The 16146-nt window shown below is 69.1% G+C and carries 17 protein-coding genes; 10 read left to right on the top strand and 7 right to left on the bottom strand.

Annotated elements, in window-relative coordinates:
* Positions 1-214 precede the first annotated feature (214 nt).
* The 3 genes from AZOLI_RS12350 to AZOLI_RS12360 all read left to right on the top strand — a co-directional run bounded on the left by AZOLI_RS12350 (position 215) and on the right by AZOLI_RS12360 (position 3379).
* On the top strand, positions 215-1054 hold the full coding sequence (locus AZOLI_RS12350) for a universal stress protein (protein WP_014248991.1): 840 nt from the start codon (positions 215-217) through the stop codon (positions 1052-1054).
* A gap of 304 nt (positions 1055-1358) precedes the next feature.
* Positions 1359-2306, top strand: a complete 948-nt coding sequence (locus AZOLI_RS12355) for a replication protein RepA (RefSeq protein WP_429725866.1) — start codon at positions 1359-1361, stop codon at positions 2304-2306.
* Between the two features lie 302 nt (positions 2307-2608).
* Positions 2609-3379 (top strand): sulfite exporter TauE/SafE family protein, encoded by a 771-nt coding sequence (locus AZOLI_RS12360; protein ID WP_014248994.1) that lies wholly within the window; start codon positions 2609-2611, stop codon positions 3377-3379.
* 19 nt (positions 3380-3398) lie between these two features.
* On the opposite strand, the gene AZOLI_RS12365 is transcribed toward AZOLI_RS12360, so the two are convergent.
* Positions 3399-4304: a methyltransferase domain-containing protein gene (locus AZOLI_RS12365; protein ID WP_014248995.1), complete on the bottom strand. Its 906-nt coding sequence runs from the start codon at positions 4302-4304 to the stop codon at positions 3399-3401.
* A 112-nt stretch (positions 4305-4416) separates the two neighbouring features.
* Between AZOLI_RS12365 and AZOLI_RS12370 the strand changes: the two genes are divergently transcribed.
* The 4 genes from AZOLI_RS12370 (at position 4417) to AZOLI_RS12385 (ending at position 6718) form a co-directional block, all read left to right on the top strand.
* The gene (locus tag AZOLI_RS12370; RefSeq protein WP_014248996.1) at positions 4417-4683 is read left to right on the top strand and encodes a flagellar biosynthetic protein FliQ; all 267 of its coding nucleotides are present in this window, start codon (positions 4417-4419) and stop codon (positions 4681-4683) included.
* A gap of 13 nt (positions 4684-4696) precedes the next feature.
* On the top strand, positions 4697-5476 hold the full coding sequence (locus tag AZOLI_RS12375; protein ID WP_081505936.1) for a ComF family protein: 780 nt from the start codon (positions 4697-4699) through the stop codon (positions 5474-5476).
* A 130-nt stretch (positions 5477-5606) separates the two neighbouring features.
* Positions 5607-5870, top strand: a complete 264-nt coding sequence (gene grxC, locus AZOLI_RS12380; protein ID WP_014248998.1) for a glutaredoxin 3 — start codon at positions 5607-5609, stop codon at positions 5868-5870.
* Positions 5867-6718, top strand: coding sequence for a carbon-nitrogen hydrolase family protein (locus AZOLI_RS12385; RefSeq protein ID WP_014248999.1), 852 nt, complete (start codon positions 5867-5869; stop codon positions 6716-6718). Before grxC ends, AZOLI_RS12385 begins: the two co-directional genes overlap by 4 nt.
* A 244-nt stretch (positions 6719-6962) precedes the next feature.
* Here AZOLI_RS12385 and AZOLI_RS12390 read toward each other — a convergent pair whose 3' ends face one another.
* The 5 genes from AZOLI_RS12390 to AZOLI_RS12410 all read right to left on the bottom strand — a co-directional run bounded on the left by AZOLI_RS12390 (position 6963) and on the right by AZOLI_RS12410 (position 12552).
* Entirely contained in the window at positions 6963-7466 is a 504-nt protein-coding gene (locus tag AZOLI_RS12390; RefSeq protein WP_014249000.1) for a DNA polymerase III, read from the bottom strand.
* A gap of 7 nt (positions 7467-7473) precedes the next feature.
* The gene (locus AZOLI_RS12395) at positions 7474-9342 is read right to left on the bottom strand and encodes a DUF294 nucleotidyltransferase-like domain-containing protein (protein ID WP_014249001.1); all 1869 of its coding nucleotides are present in this window, start codon (positions 9340-9342) and stop codon (positions 7474-7476) included.
* A gap of 254 nt (positions 9343-9596) precedes the next feature.
* On the bottom strand, positions 9597-11270 hold the full coding sequence (locus AZOLI_RS12400; RefSeq protein WP_044550892.1) for a cation acetate symporter: 1674 nt from the start codon (positions 11268-11270) through the stop codon (positions 9597-9599).
* 50 nt (positions 11271-11320) lie between these two features.
* The gene (locus AZOLI_RS12405) at positions 11321-11623 is read right to left on the bottom strand and encodes a DUF485 domain-containing protein (protein ID WP_014249004.1); all 303 of its coding nucleotides are present in this window, start codon (positions 11621-11623) and stop codon (positions 11321-11323) included.
* 341 nt (positions 11624-11964) lie between these two features.
* Entirely contained in the window at positions 11965-12552 is a 588-nt protein-coding gene (locus AZOLI_RS12410; protein ID WP_014249005.1) for a DUF1178 family protein, read from the bottom strand.
* Between the two features lie 201 nt (positions 12553-12753).
* Between AZOLI_RS12410 and AZOLI_RS12415 the strand changes: the two genes are divergently transcribed.
* Positions 12754-13314, top strand: coding sequence for a class I SAM-dependent methyltransferase (locus AZOLI_RS12415; protein WP_014249006.1), 561 nt, complete (start codon positions 12754-12756; stop codon positions 13312-13314).
* A 7-nt stretch (positions 13315-13321) separates the two neighbouring features.
* Here AZOLI_RS12415 and AZOLI_RS12420 read toward each other — a convergent pair whose 3' ends face one another.
* A complete protein-coding gene (locus AZOLI_RS12420) occupies positions 13322-13906 on the bottom strand; it encodes an RNA methyltransferase (protein ID WP_014249007.1) in 585 nt (194 codons plus the stop codon).
* 77 nt (positions 13907-13983) lie between these two features.
* Between AZOLI_RS12420 and AZOLI_RS12425 the strand changes: the two genes are divergently transcribed.
* Together AZOLI_RS12425 and AZOLI_RS12430 are read left to right on the top strand one after the other, a co-directional pair.
* Positions 13984-15105 carry an asparaginase gene (locus AZOLI_RS12425; protein ID WP_014249008.1) on the top strand — a complete coding sequence of 374 codons (1122 nt, stop codon included), beginning with the start codon at positions 13984-13986 and terminating at the stop codon, positions 15103-15105.
* 61 nt (positions 15106-15166) lie between these two features.
* The gene (locus AZOLI_RS12430) at positions 15167-16072 is read left to right on the top strand and encodes an AraC family transcriptional regulator (RefSeq protein ID WP_014249009.1); all 906 of its coding nucleotides are present in this window, start codon (positions 15167-15169) and stop codon (positions 16070-16072) included.
* Positions 16073-16146: the final 74 nt, after the last annotated feature.

Genomic DNA, 16146 nt, shown 5'->3' on the forward strand with positions numbered 1-16146 from the left:
CACTGCAGGAACGCGAACAGGGCATGGCTGTGCCCTGTAAAGGAAAGACATCGGCAACCGCCAGCGGTTCTATACTGCCAAGGCAAGTGGGGCCAACGCGTGCGGGCCACCGCAAGTGAGGTTACCGCCGCCCGGCACCGCCCCGCCCGTGCATCGCCCCCGTCTCGATTGGCGATGACGGCAACGGTCACAATCAATGGGCAGGAATCACGCCATGGCTCTCAAGGACATTCTGGTGGTCGTCGACGATACGCCCGCGTCCGCAGCGCGTCTCGACCTCGCGGCCAGGCTCGCGGTCCGGTGCGATGCGCATCTGACCGCGCTCTACGCCTTCACCGACATCGTGTTCCCCGGCTATATCGAGGCCGAATTTCCGCAGGAACTGCGCGAGAGCCGTCGCCAGACGCGCAACGACCAGACGGCCGGCATGGCTGCGGCCTTCGAGGATGCCATGCGCCACCATGGCCTGACCGACCGCTCGGAATGGCTGGTTCAGGAGGGCGACCCCACCATCGCCGCCGCGGTGCGCGGCCGCTATGCCGATCTGGTGGTGGTCGGCCAGCCGGCGCCGGAGCGCGACCGCGATCAACCCGTCGCACAGCCGGCCGACCTGCTGTTCGAATGCGGCCGGCCGCTTCTGGTCGTACCCTATGCCGGCCGCTTCCCGACCGTCGGCGAACGGGTGCTGGTCGGCTGGAACGGCAGCCGCGAGGCGGCGCGCGCCATCGGCGACGCCATGCCCCTGCTGGCCGCCGCCAAGCGCGTCGTGGTGATGGCCGCCAATCCGAAGCCCGGCCCCAACGGCCTGGGCGACGAGCCCTGCGCCGACATCGCCCGCCACCTGTCCCGCCACGGCTGCCGCGTGGAGGCCACCCACGTCGCCACCGATGTGGTGGAGCCCGGCGACACCGTGCTGAACATGGCCGCCGACGAAAGCTGCGACCTGCTGGTGATGGGCGCCTACGGCCGCTCCCGCTTCCGCGAGCTGGTGCTGGGCGGCATGACCCGCTTCATGCTGCAGCACATGACGGTTCCGGTGCTGATGAGCCATTGAGGCGGGATGGGGGTAGGCTTCGGGTGCCCCCTCCCCACCCGTGGGGTTAAGCGACCACCCGTCTCCCGAGTCCCTCCGCAACCGTCGCGAGTCGCCCCTTGCCGCCCGTGGGGAAAAGCGACCGGCCGGTCTTTTCCACCTCCATCCCCGTGGGGCAAAGCGGCTGATTCGTGGGGAAAAGCGGCGCGACTCGGGCTTTCCCCATGGGGTTAAGCGGCGACTCAACTAATAGGTCTAACAACTAACCGTCGACTAGCACGGTCGCCTAACCCCACATTGACTCAGGCGCCCGCCGCTCACCAGGATGCCACAACATCTGGGCGGGGCGGCGATGGGCGACATACACAGGCTGGTGATCGAACATGGGCGGGACAAGGCGCGCGCCCTGGTCCGGCCCGAGGAACGGACGCTGGTGGACATCGCCGCCGACATCCTGGCGGACGAGAACCAGCATCTCGGCATCACCTACAGCGGCTTCTGCCTGACCAGCCTGCCGCACAAGAAGCTGGCCGACGACGCCCCCTGGGAAAAGCGCGGCCATCAGGTGACGCTGCTGGTCGAACCGGGCCGGCTGAAGGTGAACGGCAAGGTGAAGCTGTTCGGCGTGCCCTATGGCGCGCGGGCGCGGATGATCCTGATCTATCTGCAGACCCAGGCGGTACGCACCGGCCGGCGCGAGGTGGAGCTCGGCCGCTCCATGCGCGACTGGCTGACCCGCATGGGCATCAGCGTCGGCGGCGAGACCTTCCGCGGCTTCCGCGAGCAGTCGCTGCGCATCTCCGCCTGCACCCTGAAATTCTTCTGGGACGGCGAGAATGCCGACGTGTTCGAGAAGGGCGGCATCGTCAAGCGCGGCCTGATCTTCCACGACGACCTCGGCGACGACCGCCAGGGCACGCTGTGGAACGACGTGGTGCAGTTGGACGAGACCTTCTTCCAGGCCCTGCGCGACCACCCGGTCCCGCTGCTGGAGGAGGCGGTGCGGCAGTTGAAGGACCGCTCGCTCAGCCTCGACCTCTATGTCTGGCTGGCCTACCGGCTGCATTCGCTGAGCCGGCCGCAGCCGATCTCCTGGCCGTCGCTCTATGCCCAGTTCGGCGCCGGCTACGACCAGATGAAGCATTTCAAGCCGCGCTTCGTGCAGGCCCTGCAATACGCCCTGGCGGCCTACCCCGACGCCAAGGTGGAGCCGACCGACGAGGGCGTCGTCCTCCACCCCAGCCGCCCACCCATCGCCCGCCTGCTGGCGTGACGGCGTGGGGTTAAGCGACCGGGGTGAAGTCGTCGTCGCGCTTGCCCCCTCCCTAACCCTCCCCCACCTTCGGTGGGAGAGGGAACTCCGCCGCTCTGGCGATTAACCTTACGCCCGCAAGCATCCTACCCCCTCCACCGCGAAGCGGGGGAGGGATGGGGAGGGGGCAGTTGCAGCAATCACCCCCCGGTCGCTTCCCCCCACACCCCCGAAAACGCACCAAATCCATTGACCCACGTCATTGGACCGCCCTCCCCTCCCCCTTAAGATCGCCGCCAGTTCCCGAACCGGAGAGGTCCGCCTTGGACGCCCTGTCGCTGCTGGATGCCGGACTGAACCAGTGCGCCGTGGTCATCGACCGCGACAGTGGGCTGCTGCTGGCCCTGCTGACCGCCGGGCTGGTCGGCGGCACCACCCATTGCACCGGCATGTGCGGCCCCTTCGTGCTGGCCCAGGTCTCGGCTCGGCTGGAGCGGGTACCGCTGTCGGCGATGTCGGAATTCCGGCGCCTGACCGGGGCGGCGGTGCTGCCCTACCATGCCGGCCGGGCGACGACCTATGCGCTGATCGGCGCGCTGTCGGCCTCGGTCGCCGGCCATATCGGGGCGCTGCCCGGACTGCGCTGGCTGTTGGTGGCGCTGCTGGCGCTGGCGGCGCTGTTCTTCCTCGGCTATGCCGCGGGCAGCGTGCTGTCCTGGCTGCCGAAAGCGCCGTCGCTGGGAAGCGGCGGAGTTCAGCGCTGGTGGGGGGAGCGGGTGTCCGGCATCGCCCGGCCGCTGTTCGGCAACCCGACCGGCTGGCGCGGCTATGGGCTGGGGGTGGCGCTGGGCTTCATTCCCTGCGGGATGCTCTATGGCGCCATCGCGGTGGCGGCGGCGAGCGGCAGCGCGCTGACCGGCGCGCTCGGCATGGCCGCCTTCGCGCTCGGCACGGTGCCGAGCCTGCTGGCGGTTGGGCTGGCCGGCCATGTCGCCGGCCGCACCTGGCGCACCGCCGTCGCCCGGGTCGCCCCGGCGATCATGCTGGTGAACGCCGGGGTGCTGGGCTGGATGGCCTGGAAGCTGGTTGCGTAAACCGGCCCCTCAACCTGCTTCAGTGGATACCGCAGCCGCCGCCCTTCAGCGCGTCGCCGAGCGGAACCTGCCCGCTGCCGGGCTTCAGGGGCTGCTGCTGGCTTTCATGCGGTGACCAGCCGGCGAGATAGAGCACCTCGAAGGTCACCGGGATGCGCCCGTCCGGCTCGGCGTAGAGTTCGGCATAGCGCCGCGCCGCGTCGAACAGCAGCCCGCGGCTTGCGGGAACCTTGCGCCGCGCCAGCACCGCGTTGGTCTCGCCCATGCCGCGCAGGTCGCGCATCAGGGCGAAGGCGTCGGAATAGGTGACGGTGATGACGTCGCTGTCGACCACCGGCAGGGCGAAGCCGGCGCGTTGCAGCAACCCGCCGGCATCCTTGATCTCGGCGAAGGGCGACACGCGGGGGGAGACGCCGCCGGCAACCTCCATCTCCGCCTCGTACAGGCAGCGGCGCAGCTCGGCCAGGGTCTGGCCGCCCAGCATCGAGGCGCAGAAGAAGCCGTCGGGCTTCAGCGCCTGCCTGATCTGCACCAGGGCGCCCGGCAGGTCGTTGACCCAGTGCAGGCTGAGATTGCTGACCACCAGATCGAAACTGCCGGGGGCGAAGGGCAGGAACTCCTCGTCTGCCGCGATGGCTGGGTTGCCCAGGCCGCCGGCGGCCCGGGCGAAGTCCGGCGACAGGTCGCAGGCGACCAGCCGTTCGATCCCTTTGCGGCCTTTCAGGATGCGGGCCATCGCCCCGTCGTGGCAGCCGACGTCCAGCGCCAGCGGGAAGGGACGGATCACATCCTCCAGCCGGTCGGCCAGCCGGTCGGCGATCTCCTCGAACAGGAAGGAGTGGTCGGAGAATTCGGCGACGGCGCGGTCGCGGCGGCGGCGGACCAGCGCGCGGTCGAAGACGGTCATGCTGTCGGGGCTTGTCATGGCCGCACTATACCCCAGCCCGGCGGCACGACAACCGTGCTACACTCGCAGCCCAGCCGTCTTCTCCACAGCACCACTCCCGAACGGGCCTTCAAACCGGACAGGCATCTGCATGGGCATCGACGAGGCCATCGCCGTCAGTCACGAAGCGCTGATGGTCATTCTGAAGATTTCGCTGCCGCCGCTGGGCATCACCGCCCTTCTGTCCGCAGTGATCATGCTGTTCCAGAGCGCCACCCAGATCAATGAAGCATCGCTGCAGCAGGACACCAAGTTCTTCGCCACGTTGCTGATCCTGTTCGTCACCGGCCCGGCGATCTTTTTGGCGCTGCGCGACTACACCGGCGTGATCTTCGAACGCATCGCCATGCTGCAGTGACGGGACCGTCCGGATGCAGGCGCCTGTTCCCTTCTCCGCTCCCCTTGCAAGATTGGGCCGCACCGCCGCCGGCGCCGCCACCCGGCTGCTGGACGCCCTGCTGCCACCGCGCTGCCTCAGCTGCGGCGAGGCGGTCGACCGGCAGGGGGGACTCTGCGCGCGCTGCTGGAGCGGCCTGACCTTCATCGCCCCGCCGCTGTGTGCCTGCTGCGGCCTGCCCTTCGAATACGAGGCGCAGGAGGGCACCCTGTGCGGTGCCTGCATGGCCGCCCGTCCGCCCTTCGCCCGCGCCCGCGCCGTTCTGATCTATGACGACGGCAGCCGGCCGCTGGTGCTGGGCTTCAAGCATGGCGACCGCATCCATGCCGCCAAGGCCTACGGCGTCTGGCTGGCCCGCGCCGGGCGGGAGTTGCTGGAGGACGCCGACCGGCTGGTGCCGGTGCCGCTGCACCGCGCCCGGCTGTTCCACCGCCGCTACAACCAGGCCGCCCTGCTGGCGCAGGCGCTGTCGCGGCACAGCGGCGTGCCGGCCATGCCCGACCTGCTGCAACGGCAGCGCGCCACCCCGACCCAGGGCGGGCTGGACCGTCAGGGCCGCCACCGCAACGTCAAGGGCGCCTTCCGCCTGCGGCCGGGGCAATCGGTCCAAGGGCTGGTGACGGGGCAGCGGCTGATTCTGGTCGACGACGTGTTGACCACCGGGGCGACGCTGGCGGAATGCACGCGGGTCCTGCTGCGTGCCGGGGCGGCCAGGGTGGATGTGCTGACGCTGGCCCGCGTGGTGCTCCGCTGACGCTTGAAAAGGGCCGGATCCGGCGGTTCTGATCGGCGATGCTGACCGGCGTTGCGCGCGGGTTGCAACGTCTGGCGCCTCTCGCAGGTTGATCCTATACTTTCTCCACGTCCAAAAGGAGCCCAGCGGCATGGCCGACGTCGTCATCTACACCACGCCCTTCTGCCCCTACTGCATGCGGGCCAAGAGCCTGCTCGACGGCAAGGGCGTGACATACGAGGAAATCGACCTCTACGCCCAGCCCGGCCGCCGCAGCGAGATGATCGAGCGGTCGGAAGGCCGGACCACCGTCCCGCAGATCTTCATCGACGGGAAGCCCTATGGCGGCAGCGACGACATCCACGCGCTGGACCGCGCCGGCAAGCTCGATCCGCTGCTCGGCATCGCGGCATGAGCGAAGCCATCGCCGGCAGCGGCATGCTGAAGGCCGCCTGCGTCCAGGTGAATGCGGGCACGGAGCTTGAGCCGAACCTGCGCGCGGCGGGCGACCTCGTCCGCCGCGCCCGCGATGCCGGGGCGGATTTCATCGCCCTGCCCGAGAATGTCGGCTGGATCGTCCAGGGCCGCGACAAGACCATGCAACGCGTCCGCAGCGAGGCGGAGCATCCCGGCATCCCCTTCTTCGCCGATCTGGCGCGGGAGACCGGGGCCTGGATCCTGGGCGGCACCCTGCATGTCCTGCTCGACGACGGGCGCGCCGCCAACCGCAGTTACCTGTTCGACGCCGGCGGGCGGATCGTCGCCTCCTACGACAAGATCCACATGTTCGACGTCACGCTGAAGAACGGCGAAGCCTATCGCGAATCGGCCAGCTTCCGGCCGGGCGAGCGTGCCGTGGTGGCGTCCAGCCCGTGGGGCGGCATCGGCATGACCGTCTGCTACGACGTTCGATTCGCCTATCTGTACCGGGCGCTGGCCCAGGCGGGGGCGTCGATCCTGACCGTGCCGGCCGCCTTCACCGTGCCGACCGGCCGCGCCCACTGGCACACGCTTCTGCGCGCCCGCGCCATCGAGACCGGCTGTTTCGTGATCGCCCCGGCCCAGACCGGCAGCCACGACCAGGGCCGCCAGACCTACGGCCATTCCCTGCTGATCGCCCCCTGGGGCGAGGTGCTGGCCGATGCGGGCACCGATGTCGGCTTCATCACCGCCGACCTCGACCTGGACCGCGTGGCGGAAGCCCGCGGCATGGTCCCGTCGCTGACCCACGACCGTGCCTTCGAGGTGGAGCGGGTGGGGTAGCGCCCTCTCCCGGCACCTGGGAAAACCGCGTTTGGGGTTTGAGCGACGACGTTGCACTTCGGATGCCCTTCTCCCCCTGCGGGAGAAGGGTTGGGATGAGGGGTGTTGCCGGCTGAAAGCCGGTGGAAATCAGATTCGCGACCCCTCACCCCAACCCCTCTCCCGCAAGGGGAGAGGGGCTTTGTATGCGCACGAAATCCATGCCATAGCCCTGCCCTGCATCAGGGGACGGGGACAGCTCCCTTCAGCGCCCCTCCTGGGTCAGCCGCAGCCACGCCATGGCCACAGCCAGCGCGGTGCCGATGGCCCCCTCGGCGCGCACCGGCAGGTCGAGGTCGCGGATCATGCTGTCCAGCCGCAGGTCGACCGCATGCTTCACCGCGTTGCGGATCTTGCGGTCGTAATAGAGGCCCGACACCTCCACCCGCTCCTGCGTCAGCGGCCGGCCGGTCAGCCGTTCCGCCATGGCGACGGAGAAGTCCAGGTAATAGCCGACCAGTGGTCGGTCGCCGATGAAGGCATGCAGCAGGTCGCCGGCCTCCCCCAGCCCGCTGTCGCTGCCGGGATGGAGCAGCAGGGCGCTGCCGGTCAGGATGCGCGGCCCGCGGATGCGGATGGCGGCGAAGGCCAGCGGCCTCGCGGCCTCAAGATCGAAGCCGGTCGCCTCGCAATGGATCGCCACATGTTCGCGACGGTCGCCGTGGCGGTCGCCGTGACGGTCGATGTCGGTGTGGGTTGACTGGACCATCGCCGCCTCAGTGGTTCAGGCGGAAATGATGGGCGATCAGCTCCTTGAAGCTCTTCACCAACGCCAGGCAGTCCTTGAACTGGTCGTGGTCGAGCTTGCCCAGCCGGTCGGGATAAACGAGGTTGTCGATCGCCAGTTCCGCCCCCTCCTCCGCCCCTTCGGTGTCCTGGGGCAGATCGACGCGCGCCTTCAGCCGGATCGTCGACAGGATGGTGAAGGCCTCCACCAGATCGCCGGCCATCTTGCGGTCCAGCGCGCCCAGTTCGGCCAGAACCTGGATGCGCTCCACCGTGTTGGTCTCCGCCCGGTGCTTTTCCAGCGCCAGCGCCCGCACGCCATGGACGATCGGGAAGATACCGGCCTTCTTGATGTCCACCGGCTCCCCCCGCCGCCGGTCGAACAGGGCGGCGAACAGGCCGCCCGGCGTGTCGAAGGACAGGGTCGGGCGGGCGAACTGGGTGAAGAACATCTGGTTGTCCTGCAGCCGGCCCAGCAGATAGTCCTTCGCGTCCTGCAGCAGCGTGGCGTCGCCGGCCACCGGAGCGGCATCGTAGAAGATGGCGAGGTTCATCTGCGCCGCCTCGTCGGGGCGGTGGATCCAGCTGAAGATCGCATCCTTGTAGCCGGCGAGCGGCCGCGTCCATTCCGGGTTGGACAGCATGATGTTGCCCGGACAGGGCGGATAGCCGAACGCGACCAGATGGCTGGTGAACTCGGCGGCGATGCGCGGCAGGTCGGGGCAGTCGAAGCCGTCGCGCAGGATCAGGCCGTTGTCCTGGTCGGTCTTCAGCAGCTGTTCGCCGCGGCCCTCGCTGCCCATCACGATCAGGCAGCTGTTCGCCAGCAGCTCCGGCGGGGCCAGCAGTTCGAACAGCTTGCGGAAGATGCGGCGGTTCAGCTCCGTCACCAGATCGGCGATGAAGGACACCTTGACCCCGGTGGCGTGCAGGGTGCGGATCAGCTCGACGATGGAGCGGCTGGCCCGGCGCAGGTCGTCGGGGTTGGTCGCATGCTCCACCTGCACGCCGATGACCTGGGAATGGTTGGACAGCACCGCCAGCAGGTCGCTCTGCCCCAGCAGCCCGGCGATGGCCCCGTTTTCCGTCACCACGACGCGGCGCACCGCATGCTTGGTCATCAGGACCAGCGCGTTGAACAGCAGGTCGTCGCGGTCCAGCGTCAGCAGGCCATAGCGGGCGAGCGGCCCGACCGGGTCGGTCACCGGCCGGCCGTCCAGCACCACCAGATCGCGCAGGTCGGTGCCGGTCAGGATGCCGACGGCACCGTCGACCCCGCGCACCAGAACGCTGCTGGCGCGGTTCTGCCGCATCGCCTCGGCCGCGTCGCGCAGGCTGGCGCCGGCCTCCACGAACAGCGGCGGGTGCAGGTAGGCCTGCCGGATGCGGGCCATGGTCAGCGCCGCCATCTCGCGGTTGGAGCGCTCGGCCGCCAGATCGCGCATGCGCTGGGCGAAATCGCCGAGGATGGCGGTGCCGAAGGCGGGATTCTCGGCGGCCAACGCCTCCAGCGCCGGGCGCGGGATCAGGTGGCAGACGCAGTCCTCCGCCGCGACGAAGCGGCGGGCGCCGGTACCGTACCCTCCTCCCGCCGTGCCATAGAGCGCCTGCAGGCCGAAGCGGTCACCCGGCCCGTAGACCGCCGCCACCTCGCCGCCGCGGCGTTCCTGCACGCTCCCGCGCAGGACGACGAACAGCGAGTCGGTCGGCTCCTCCCGGCAGAGGATCACGGCCTCGCGCGGATAAAGGGCGATGTCCAGCGCGCCGGCCAGCGCCGCGCGCTGGTCCGCCGTCAGCAGGTCGAAGGGGGGCCGGCCGAAATCGAAGTCCGGGGAGGCGGTCGGCGTCGCGTGCTGCACGGGCGGGCTCCGTCACAGGAGGGCGGGGCATAAAAAAGCGCCCCCGGATCGGATCCGGAGGCGCTTTTCAGGATACACCCGCCGGGCGCGGTGCCGGAAGCGGGTGCGACATTTGGCGGCGTGGTTCGGTCACCGCACGGGCTTGAGCGTCCCCCGAAAGGGGGGAAGGGTGCGGTGCGAGGCGCGATCCCTTCCCTGGTCTTCCTGCTCCGCCCGTTTTGTCCGGACGGCAAGCCGCTTGGTGGGCTGACCGCTTAGTGGGCGGAGGCACCCTCGGCACCCAGGCCGGTCTGCGACCGGATGTACTGGGCTTCGAAGTCCTTGCGCTCCTTCTCGGCCTGCGCGCTGTTGTCGGTGATCGAGAAGAACCAGATGCCGACGAAGGCGATGGTGATCGAGAACAGGCCGGGGTTGTCGTAGGGGAACAGCGCGGCCGGGTTGCCCAGAACCGCCTTCCACACCGTCGGACCCAGGACCAGCATAGAGACCGCCGAAACCAGGCCCAGGGTGCCGCCGATGACGGCGCCGCGGGTGGTCATCTTGTTCCAGAACATCGACATCAGCAGGATCGGGAAGTTGGCCGAAGCGGCGATGACGAAGGCCAGACCGACCATGAAGGCGACGTTCTGGTTCTCGAAGGCGATGCCCAGGACGATCGACAGGACGCCGATGACGACGGTGGTGATCTTCGAGACGCGGATTTCGTCGGCCTCGTTGACGCGGCCCTTGGCGAAGACCGAGGCGTAGAGGTCATGGGAGACCGCCGAGGCGCCGGCCAGCGTCAGACCCGCGACCACCGCCAGGATGGTGGCGAAGGCGACCGCCGAGATGAAGCCGTAGAACAGATCGCCGCCGACCGCATGGGCGGTGTGGATGGCCGCCATGTTGGTGCCGCCGATGACGTTGGCGATCACCGCCTTGGCGCCGGCCGCCGGGGCCGCCGTCAGGAAGGGATAGGCGCCGGTGGCGTCGGGGGCCAGGATCATCAGGATGGCGCCGAAGCCGATGATGAAGGTCAGGATGTAGAAGTAGCCGATGAAGCCGGTGGCGTAGAAGACCGACTTGCGGGCTTCCTTGGCGTCGGCGACGGTGAAGAAGCGCATCAGGATATGCGGCAGGCCGGCGGTGCCGAACATCAGCGCCATGCCCAGCGAGATCGCGGAGACCGGATCGCTGATCAGCGCGCCCGGCGACATGATCGCCAGACCCTTCGGGTGGATGTCGACGGCGGCCTTGAACATCGCCTCGGGGCTGAAGCCGAACTTCGCCAGGATCATGAAGGCCATGAAGGAGGCGCCGGACAGCAGCATCACCGCCTTGATGATCTGCACCCAGGTGGTGGCCAGCATGCCGCCGAAGGTCACGTAACCGATCATCAGCACGCCGACGATGATGACGGCGACCAGATAGTCGAGGCCGAACAGCAGCTGGATCAGCTTGCCGGCACCCACCATCTGGGCGATCAGGTAGAAGGTGACGGTCGCCAGCGAGCCGCAGGCCGACAGGGTGCGGATCGGCGTCTGCTGGAAGCGGTAGGAGGCGACGTCGGCGAAGGTGTATTTGCCGAGGTTGCGCAGCCGTTCCGCGATCAGGAACAGGATGATCGGCCAGCCGACCAGCCAGCCCACCGAGAAGATCAGGCCGTCGAAGCCGTTGGCGTACACCAGGCCGGCGATGCCCAGGAAGGACGCGGCCGACATGTAGTCGCCGGCGATGGCCAGACCGTTCTGGAAGCCGGTGATGCCGCCGCCGGCGGCGTAGAAGTCCTTGGCCGACTTCGTCCGGCGGGCCGCCCAGAAGGTGATGCCCAGCGTCAGGAGGACGAAGATCATGAACATGATGATGGCGGACCAGTTCGTCGCCTGCTTCGTCACGGCGCCTTCGACGGCGGCGGCGTAAGCGGAGGCGGGAACCAGCGCGCCCGCCATGGACGCCAGGGCGGCGGCCGGGGCGGCGATGCGGGTGGTGGCGGCGCGGATCACTTCGATTCCTCCAGAATCTGGCGGTTCAGCTCGTCGAATTCGCCGTTCGCCCGATAGACGTAGATGCCGGTCAGGATGAAGGCGGACACGATGGTGAAGACGCCGACCGGAATGCCCCAGGTCGTAACGCCGGAGCCGATCGGCGTGCCCAGGAAGCTCTTCCCGAACGCCACCAGCAGAATGAAGCCGAAATAGATGACCAGCATGGCAATCGACAAAGTCCAGGCGAAGGCGGACCGTTTGGCCACCAGTTCCTGGAACTTTGGATTGTTCAGGATCCGTGTTGCATTTGGAGTCATGTGCGTCCCCTCATCGAGTGCCGGCGATTGTTCGACGGTCTTTAAGACACTCGGGCATTTTCCGTCCGGGCGATCGCGTCCGGGCTTCTCCCCGTAATTCGTACGCCCTTGACCTGCCCAATTGTTTGATACAGATCATTGTTGGGCGCACCCCCTACCTTGGTCGATGGGAAGGCGCACCGACCAGGGACGATCCCCCGGAAACCGAGGCTCGGGCAGGGCTGCAGCCGGACATGAGAAAGGCGCGCCAGTTTCCGGGCGCGCCTTACAAACAGTCAGCTTTTCAAATGGTTTCGTTGGGAATCAGTGGTGCGCCGCATCCGGCGCGGCGGTCCGGTCCCTCAGGAATCGGTCCGCGGGATCCACGGAATGCGGTGAAATGTCACACCCTCCTCGTGGAGTTCGGCGACCTCGTCGTCCGACGCCTCGCCATAGATGCCGCGGGGATCGGTCTCGCCGTAATGGATGCGCCGCGCCTCCTCGGCGAAGCGGTCGCCGACATAATCGCAGTTCTTCTCCACGCTGCGCCGCACCTCGGTCAGCTGCCGCATCACCTCGGCCACCGCCTCGCGCTGGGCGTCGTTCAGGCTGGGCGGCAGGGCGGCGACCATGTCGGCGGCGCTGGGCAGTGGAACCGGGGCGGGAATCGGCGCCGGCAGGGTTGCGGGCGCGGCGTTGGACGGGGCAGCCGGGGCAGCGGACGGCGGGGCGTTCGCCGCGACGGCTTCGGCCTGGTCGCGGGCGCGGTCGGCGGCCCTGGCGACTCCCTTGGCGATGCGCGGGGCCATCGGCGCCTTGCCGACGACGGTGTCGCCGCAGATCGGGCAGGCGATCTGGTGCGCCGCCGCCTGTTCGTCATAGGCGGCGCCGTTGCGGAACCACGCCTCGAACCGGTGGTCGGCCGAGCATCTCAACGCGAAGAGGATCATATCCCCACAAGCCCCAAACTAACCCGCAGCTGGAAGATCCGCCCCGGTGCGCCGGTCCGGGTTGCGGCGCGACTCGGTATTTGTCCTAATTCAGCACGACCGGGCCGCGCCGTCAAACGCCGGGCGGGTCCGTTGTCCATACCTCCTGTGATATCGTTCCCGCGGCCCCGGAAAAGAAGTCCCGCCGAGGAGAATCCGACCATGTCCACGCCCCACCCGCTTTCGCCGCCCTCCCCCTGGGTGGAGCGCTTCGCCCCGCTGGTGCGGGCGGGCGGCCCGGTGCTCGACCTCGCCTGCGGCGGCGGGCGGCATCTTCGGCTGTTCCACCGGCGCGGCCATCCGGTGGCCGGGCTGGACCGCGACCTCGGCGGCGTCGCCGACCTGGACGGCAGCGCGGGCGTCACCCTGATCCAGGCCGATCTGGAGAGCGGCGACTCGGGCAGCCACACCCCCTCCCTGCCGACCGCCGGCCGCTTCGCCGGGATCGTCGTCACCAACTACCTGCACCGCCCGCTCTTCCCCGCCATCCTGGCGGCGCTGGAACCGGGCGGCGTGCTGATCTACGAGACCTTCGCCGACGGCAACGCCCGCTTCGGCCGCCCGTCCTCCCCCGACTTCCTGCTGCGCCGGGGCGAGCTGCTGGAGGCGGTGCGCGGCACGCTTCAGGTGGTGGCCTTCGAACAGGGAGAGATATCAGTGCCCAAGCCCGCGGTGGTGCAGCGGATCTGCGCCGTCGCCGGGAACGATCCGCTGCCGCTCTGAGGCATCCTTACTCGTCGCTGTCGTCGGGAACCGGCTTCTGCTCCCCGCGGATGCGGCGGCGGCGGTCCTCCTTGCGCATGATCTGCTTGCCATGCTTGTGCTGCGCCGGCCCCTCCAGCGGGCCGCCGGGACGCACCGGGCGCTCGGCGAAGCGGCCCAGCGAGATCATCCGGTCATACATCACCAGCGCCCCGGCGACGCCGACATTGATGCAGAAGGACATCGGGATCTTCACCACATGGTCGCAGCGCGCCAGCAGGGCGGGCGACAGGCTGTCGCGCTCCGGCCCCAGCACATAGGCGGCGCGCGACGGGTGGCGGAAGCTGGGCAGCTCCACCGCATCGTCGGTCAGCTCCACCCCGACCAGCATGCAGTCCCTGGGCAGGGTGAAGTCGGCGACCCGCTCGTGGATGTAGAGCGGCAGGTGCAGCGTGGCGCCCGAGGTATCGACCAGCTTCGTCTCCCGCAGATCCGGTTCCGGATCGATGGCGAAGAAGAAGGAGGCGCCGAAGGCATGGGCGGTGCGCATCAGGTTGCCGACATTGCCCGGCTTGCTGATCCGCTCCACCCCGATTCCGAAATAACCACGCATGAAGAACCCGCTGCTCCAGGTAAGGATAACCGGGCCGGAGCTTGCCGCCGCCGCCCGCCCGAGGCAAGCTTGCCGGCATGAGCCAAGACCATACGCACGACCACTCCTGCTGCGGTGGGGATCACCACCACGGCCATTCCCACCAGAATAGCGAGGGCGCCGAGGGCCGCGCCGATCTGTCCGGCCCGGCGGAAAGCCCGATCACCGTCGAGGTGACGCGCGGCAGCCTGGTGGAATCGGTCCACCGCGCCCGCGCCTGCATCGTCGATGCCGGCGGTCATGTGCTGGCGCGCTGGGGCGACATCGACGCCTCCGTCTACCCGCGCTCCGCCATCAAGTCGCTGCAGGCGATCCCGCTGGTGGAAAGCGGCGCGCTCGACGCCTTCGGGCTGGGGGACGAGGAACTGGCGCTCGCCTGCTCCTCCCACAATGGCGAGGCGCGGCATACCGAACTGGTGCGGTCCTGGGCGGAGCGGGTCGGGCTGACGCTCGACGATTACGAATGCGGCGCGCAGATCCCCTACGATCCGGCCACCGCCGCGGATCTGGTCCGCCGCGGCGAGGCGCCGACCGCCTTCCACAACAACTGCTCCGGCAAGCACAGCGGCTTCCTGACCACGGCGAAGCACAGGGGCGAGCGGCTGAAGGGCTATGTCCGCTACGAACACCCGGTGCAGCAGCGCATCCTGGGCGTGATTGAGCAGATGACCGGCCAGGACCTGTTCGGCGCGCCCTGGGGTGTGGACGGCTGTTCCATCCCCACCATCGGCATCCCGCTGGGCGCCATCGCCTATGCCATGGCCCGCATCGCCGACCCGGTCGACCTGCCCGACGCGCGGGCTGCGGCCGTCACCCGCATCGCCGCCGCCTGGGGCAGGCACCCCTTCCTGATCGGCGGCACCGGCACCTTCGACACCGCGCTGATGGAGGCGGCCGGCGGCGCCGTGCTGGTCAAGGGCGGGGCCGAGGGCGTCGGCTGCGCCGTGATCCCGGAGCAGGGCATCGGCATCGCGCTGAAGATCGAGGACGGCGCAGCCCGCGCCCGCGATGTTGCCTTGGCCGCGCTGATCCGCTCGACCGGGGCGCTGACCGAGGCGCAATGGGCGCGCGTGCCGCAATTGCTGACCGCCCCGCTGCTGAACCGCGCCGGCACGCGGGTGGGCGAGGTGCGGCCGGCGGCGGGCTGGCCGGCGGCTTAACTCCGCAAGCGCGATCAAGCGGCTGCCGGCTAGCATCGGCGGGACTGGAGGATGTCACCCCATGGCCCACGACAGCATCTCCGCCGAACTGCCTGTACCTTGCTCCGCCGTCGCGGCGAAGCCCGGCACCCGGCTCGATTACGGCGACCGGACCGAACGGGTGGTGGCCTATATCGCCGCCAACCTGGACGAACCGCTCGACCTCGATCGGCTGGCGGAGGTCGCCTGCTTCTCGCCCTACCATTTTCACCGCATTTACCGGGCGATCACCGGCGAGACGGCGGCGGAAACCCTGCGCCGGCTGCGCCTGCACCGGGCGGCCGGCGATCTGGTGCGCGACAGCATCGCCATCCCGACCATCGCCCGGCGGGCGGGCTACGGCAGCGTCGAGGCCTTCACCCGTGCCTTCGGGCAAAGCTACGGCGTGACGCCGGCAGCCTATCGCAGGCAAGGACGGCTCAATCCTCCGGTTCCGACCACTCATCGAACGGAGGACAGCATGCACGAGGTCGAGATCCGCGACCTGCCCGCCTATCGCATCGTCGGGCTGCCGCACACCGGTCCCTACATGACCATCGGCGTCAGCTTCGACCGGCTCTATGCCTGGGCGTCGAAACAGGGGCTGATCGGTCCGGGCACCCGCAGCTTCGCCATCTATTACGACGATCCCGAATCGGTGAAGCCGGAGGAGTTGCGCTCCTTCGCCGGGCTGATGCTGAACCTGGGTGTCGTGGAGGACGGGGCGATCCGCGTGGTGGACATCCCCGGCGGGCGTCATGCCGTGGTCCGGCACCAGGGACCCTATGCCGAACTCGGCGCGGTCTACCGCTGGCTCTACGGCGAGTGGCTGCCCAGCAGCGGCCACACGCCGGGCGACGCCCCCTGCTACGAGGAATACCTCAACAACCCAAGGGCCTTGCCGCCGGCCGAGTGGCTGACCGAGATCTGCGTTCCGCTGGCGGACTGAGCTCGGCCACGCTCCCGCCACCGAACGGCTGCCATCGGACAGGCGCGGTGCTATGGTCGCCGCGCCCGTCCCTT

It is taken from the genome of Azospirillum lipoferum 4B, from assembly GCF_000283655.1.
Taxonomy (GTDB): domain Bacteria; phylum Pseudomonadota; class Alphaproteobacteria; order Azospirillales; family Azospirillaceae; genus Azospirillum; species Azospirillum lipoferum_C.

Coding starts and splice junctions, on each gene's coding strand:
- AZOLI_RS12390 (WP_014249000.1), bottom strand. CDS start 7,466: ATGGTCCAGTCAACCCACACCGACATCGACCGTCACGGCGACCGCCAC.
- AZOLI_RS12420 (WP_014249007.1), bottom strand. CDS start 13,906: ATGCGTGGTTATTTCGGAATCGGGGTGGAGCGGATCAGCAAGCCGGGC.
- AZOLI_RS12385 (WP_014248999.1), top strand. CDS start 5,867: ATGAGCGAAGCCATCGCCGGCAGCGGCATGCTGAAGGCCGCCTGCGTC.
- AZOLI_RS12400 (WP_044550892.1), bottom strand. CDS start 11,270: ATGGCGGGCGCGCTGGTTCCCGCCTCCGCTTACGCCGCCGCCGTCGAA.
- AZOLI_RS12370 (WP_014248996.1), top strand. CDS start 4,417: ATGGGCATCGACGAGGCCATCGCCGTCAGTCACGAAGCGCTGATGGTC.
- AZOLI_RS12405 (WP_014249004.1), bottom strand. CDS start 11,623: ATGACTCCAAATGCAACACGGATCCTGAACAATCCAAAGTTCCAGGAA.
- grxC (WP_014248998.1), top strand. CDS start 5,607: ATGGCCGACGTCGTCATCTACACCACGCCCTTCTGCCCCTACTGCATG.
- AZOLI_RS12350 (WP_014248991.1), top strand. CDS start 215: ATGGCTCTCAAGGACATTCTGGTGGTCGTCGACGATACGCCCGCGTCC.
- AZOLI_RS12375 (WP_081505936.1), top strand. CDS start 4,697: ATGCAGGCGCCTGTTCCCTTCTCCGCTCCCCTTGCAAGATTGGGCCGC.
- AZOLI_RS12425 (WP_014249008.1), top strand. CDS start 13,984: ATGAGCCAAGACCATACGCACGACCACTCCTGCTGCGGTGGGGATCAC.
- AZOLI_RS12365 (WP_014248995.1), bottom strand. CDS start 4,304: ATGACAAGCCCCGACAGCATGACCGTCTTCGACCGCGCGCTGGTCCGC.
- AZOLI_RS12355 (WP_429725866.1), top strand. CDS start 1,359: ATGCCACAACATCTGGGCGGGGCGGCGATGGGCGACATACACAGGCTG.
- AZOLI_RS12430 (WP_014249009.1), top strand. CDS start 15,167: ATGGCCCACGACAGCATCTCCGCCGAACTGCCTGTACCTTGCTCCGCC.
- AZOLI_RS12410 (WP_014249005.1), bottom strand. CDS start 12,552: ATGATCCTCTTCGCGTTGAGATGCTCGGCCGACCACCGGTTCGAGGCG.
- AZOLI_RS12415 (WP_014249006.1), top strand. CDS start 12,754: ATGTCCACGCCCCACCCGCTTTCGCCGCCCTCCCCCTGGGTGGAGCGC.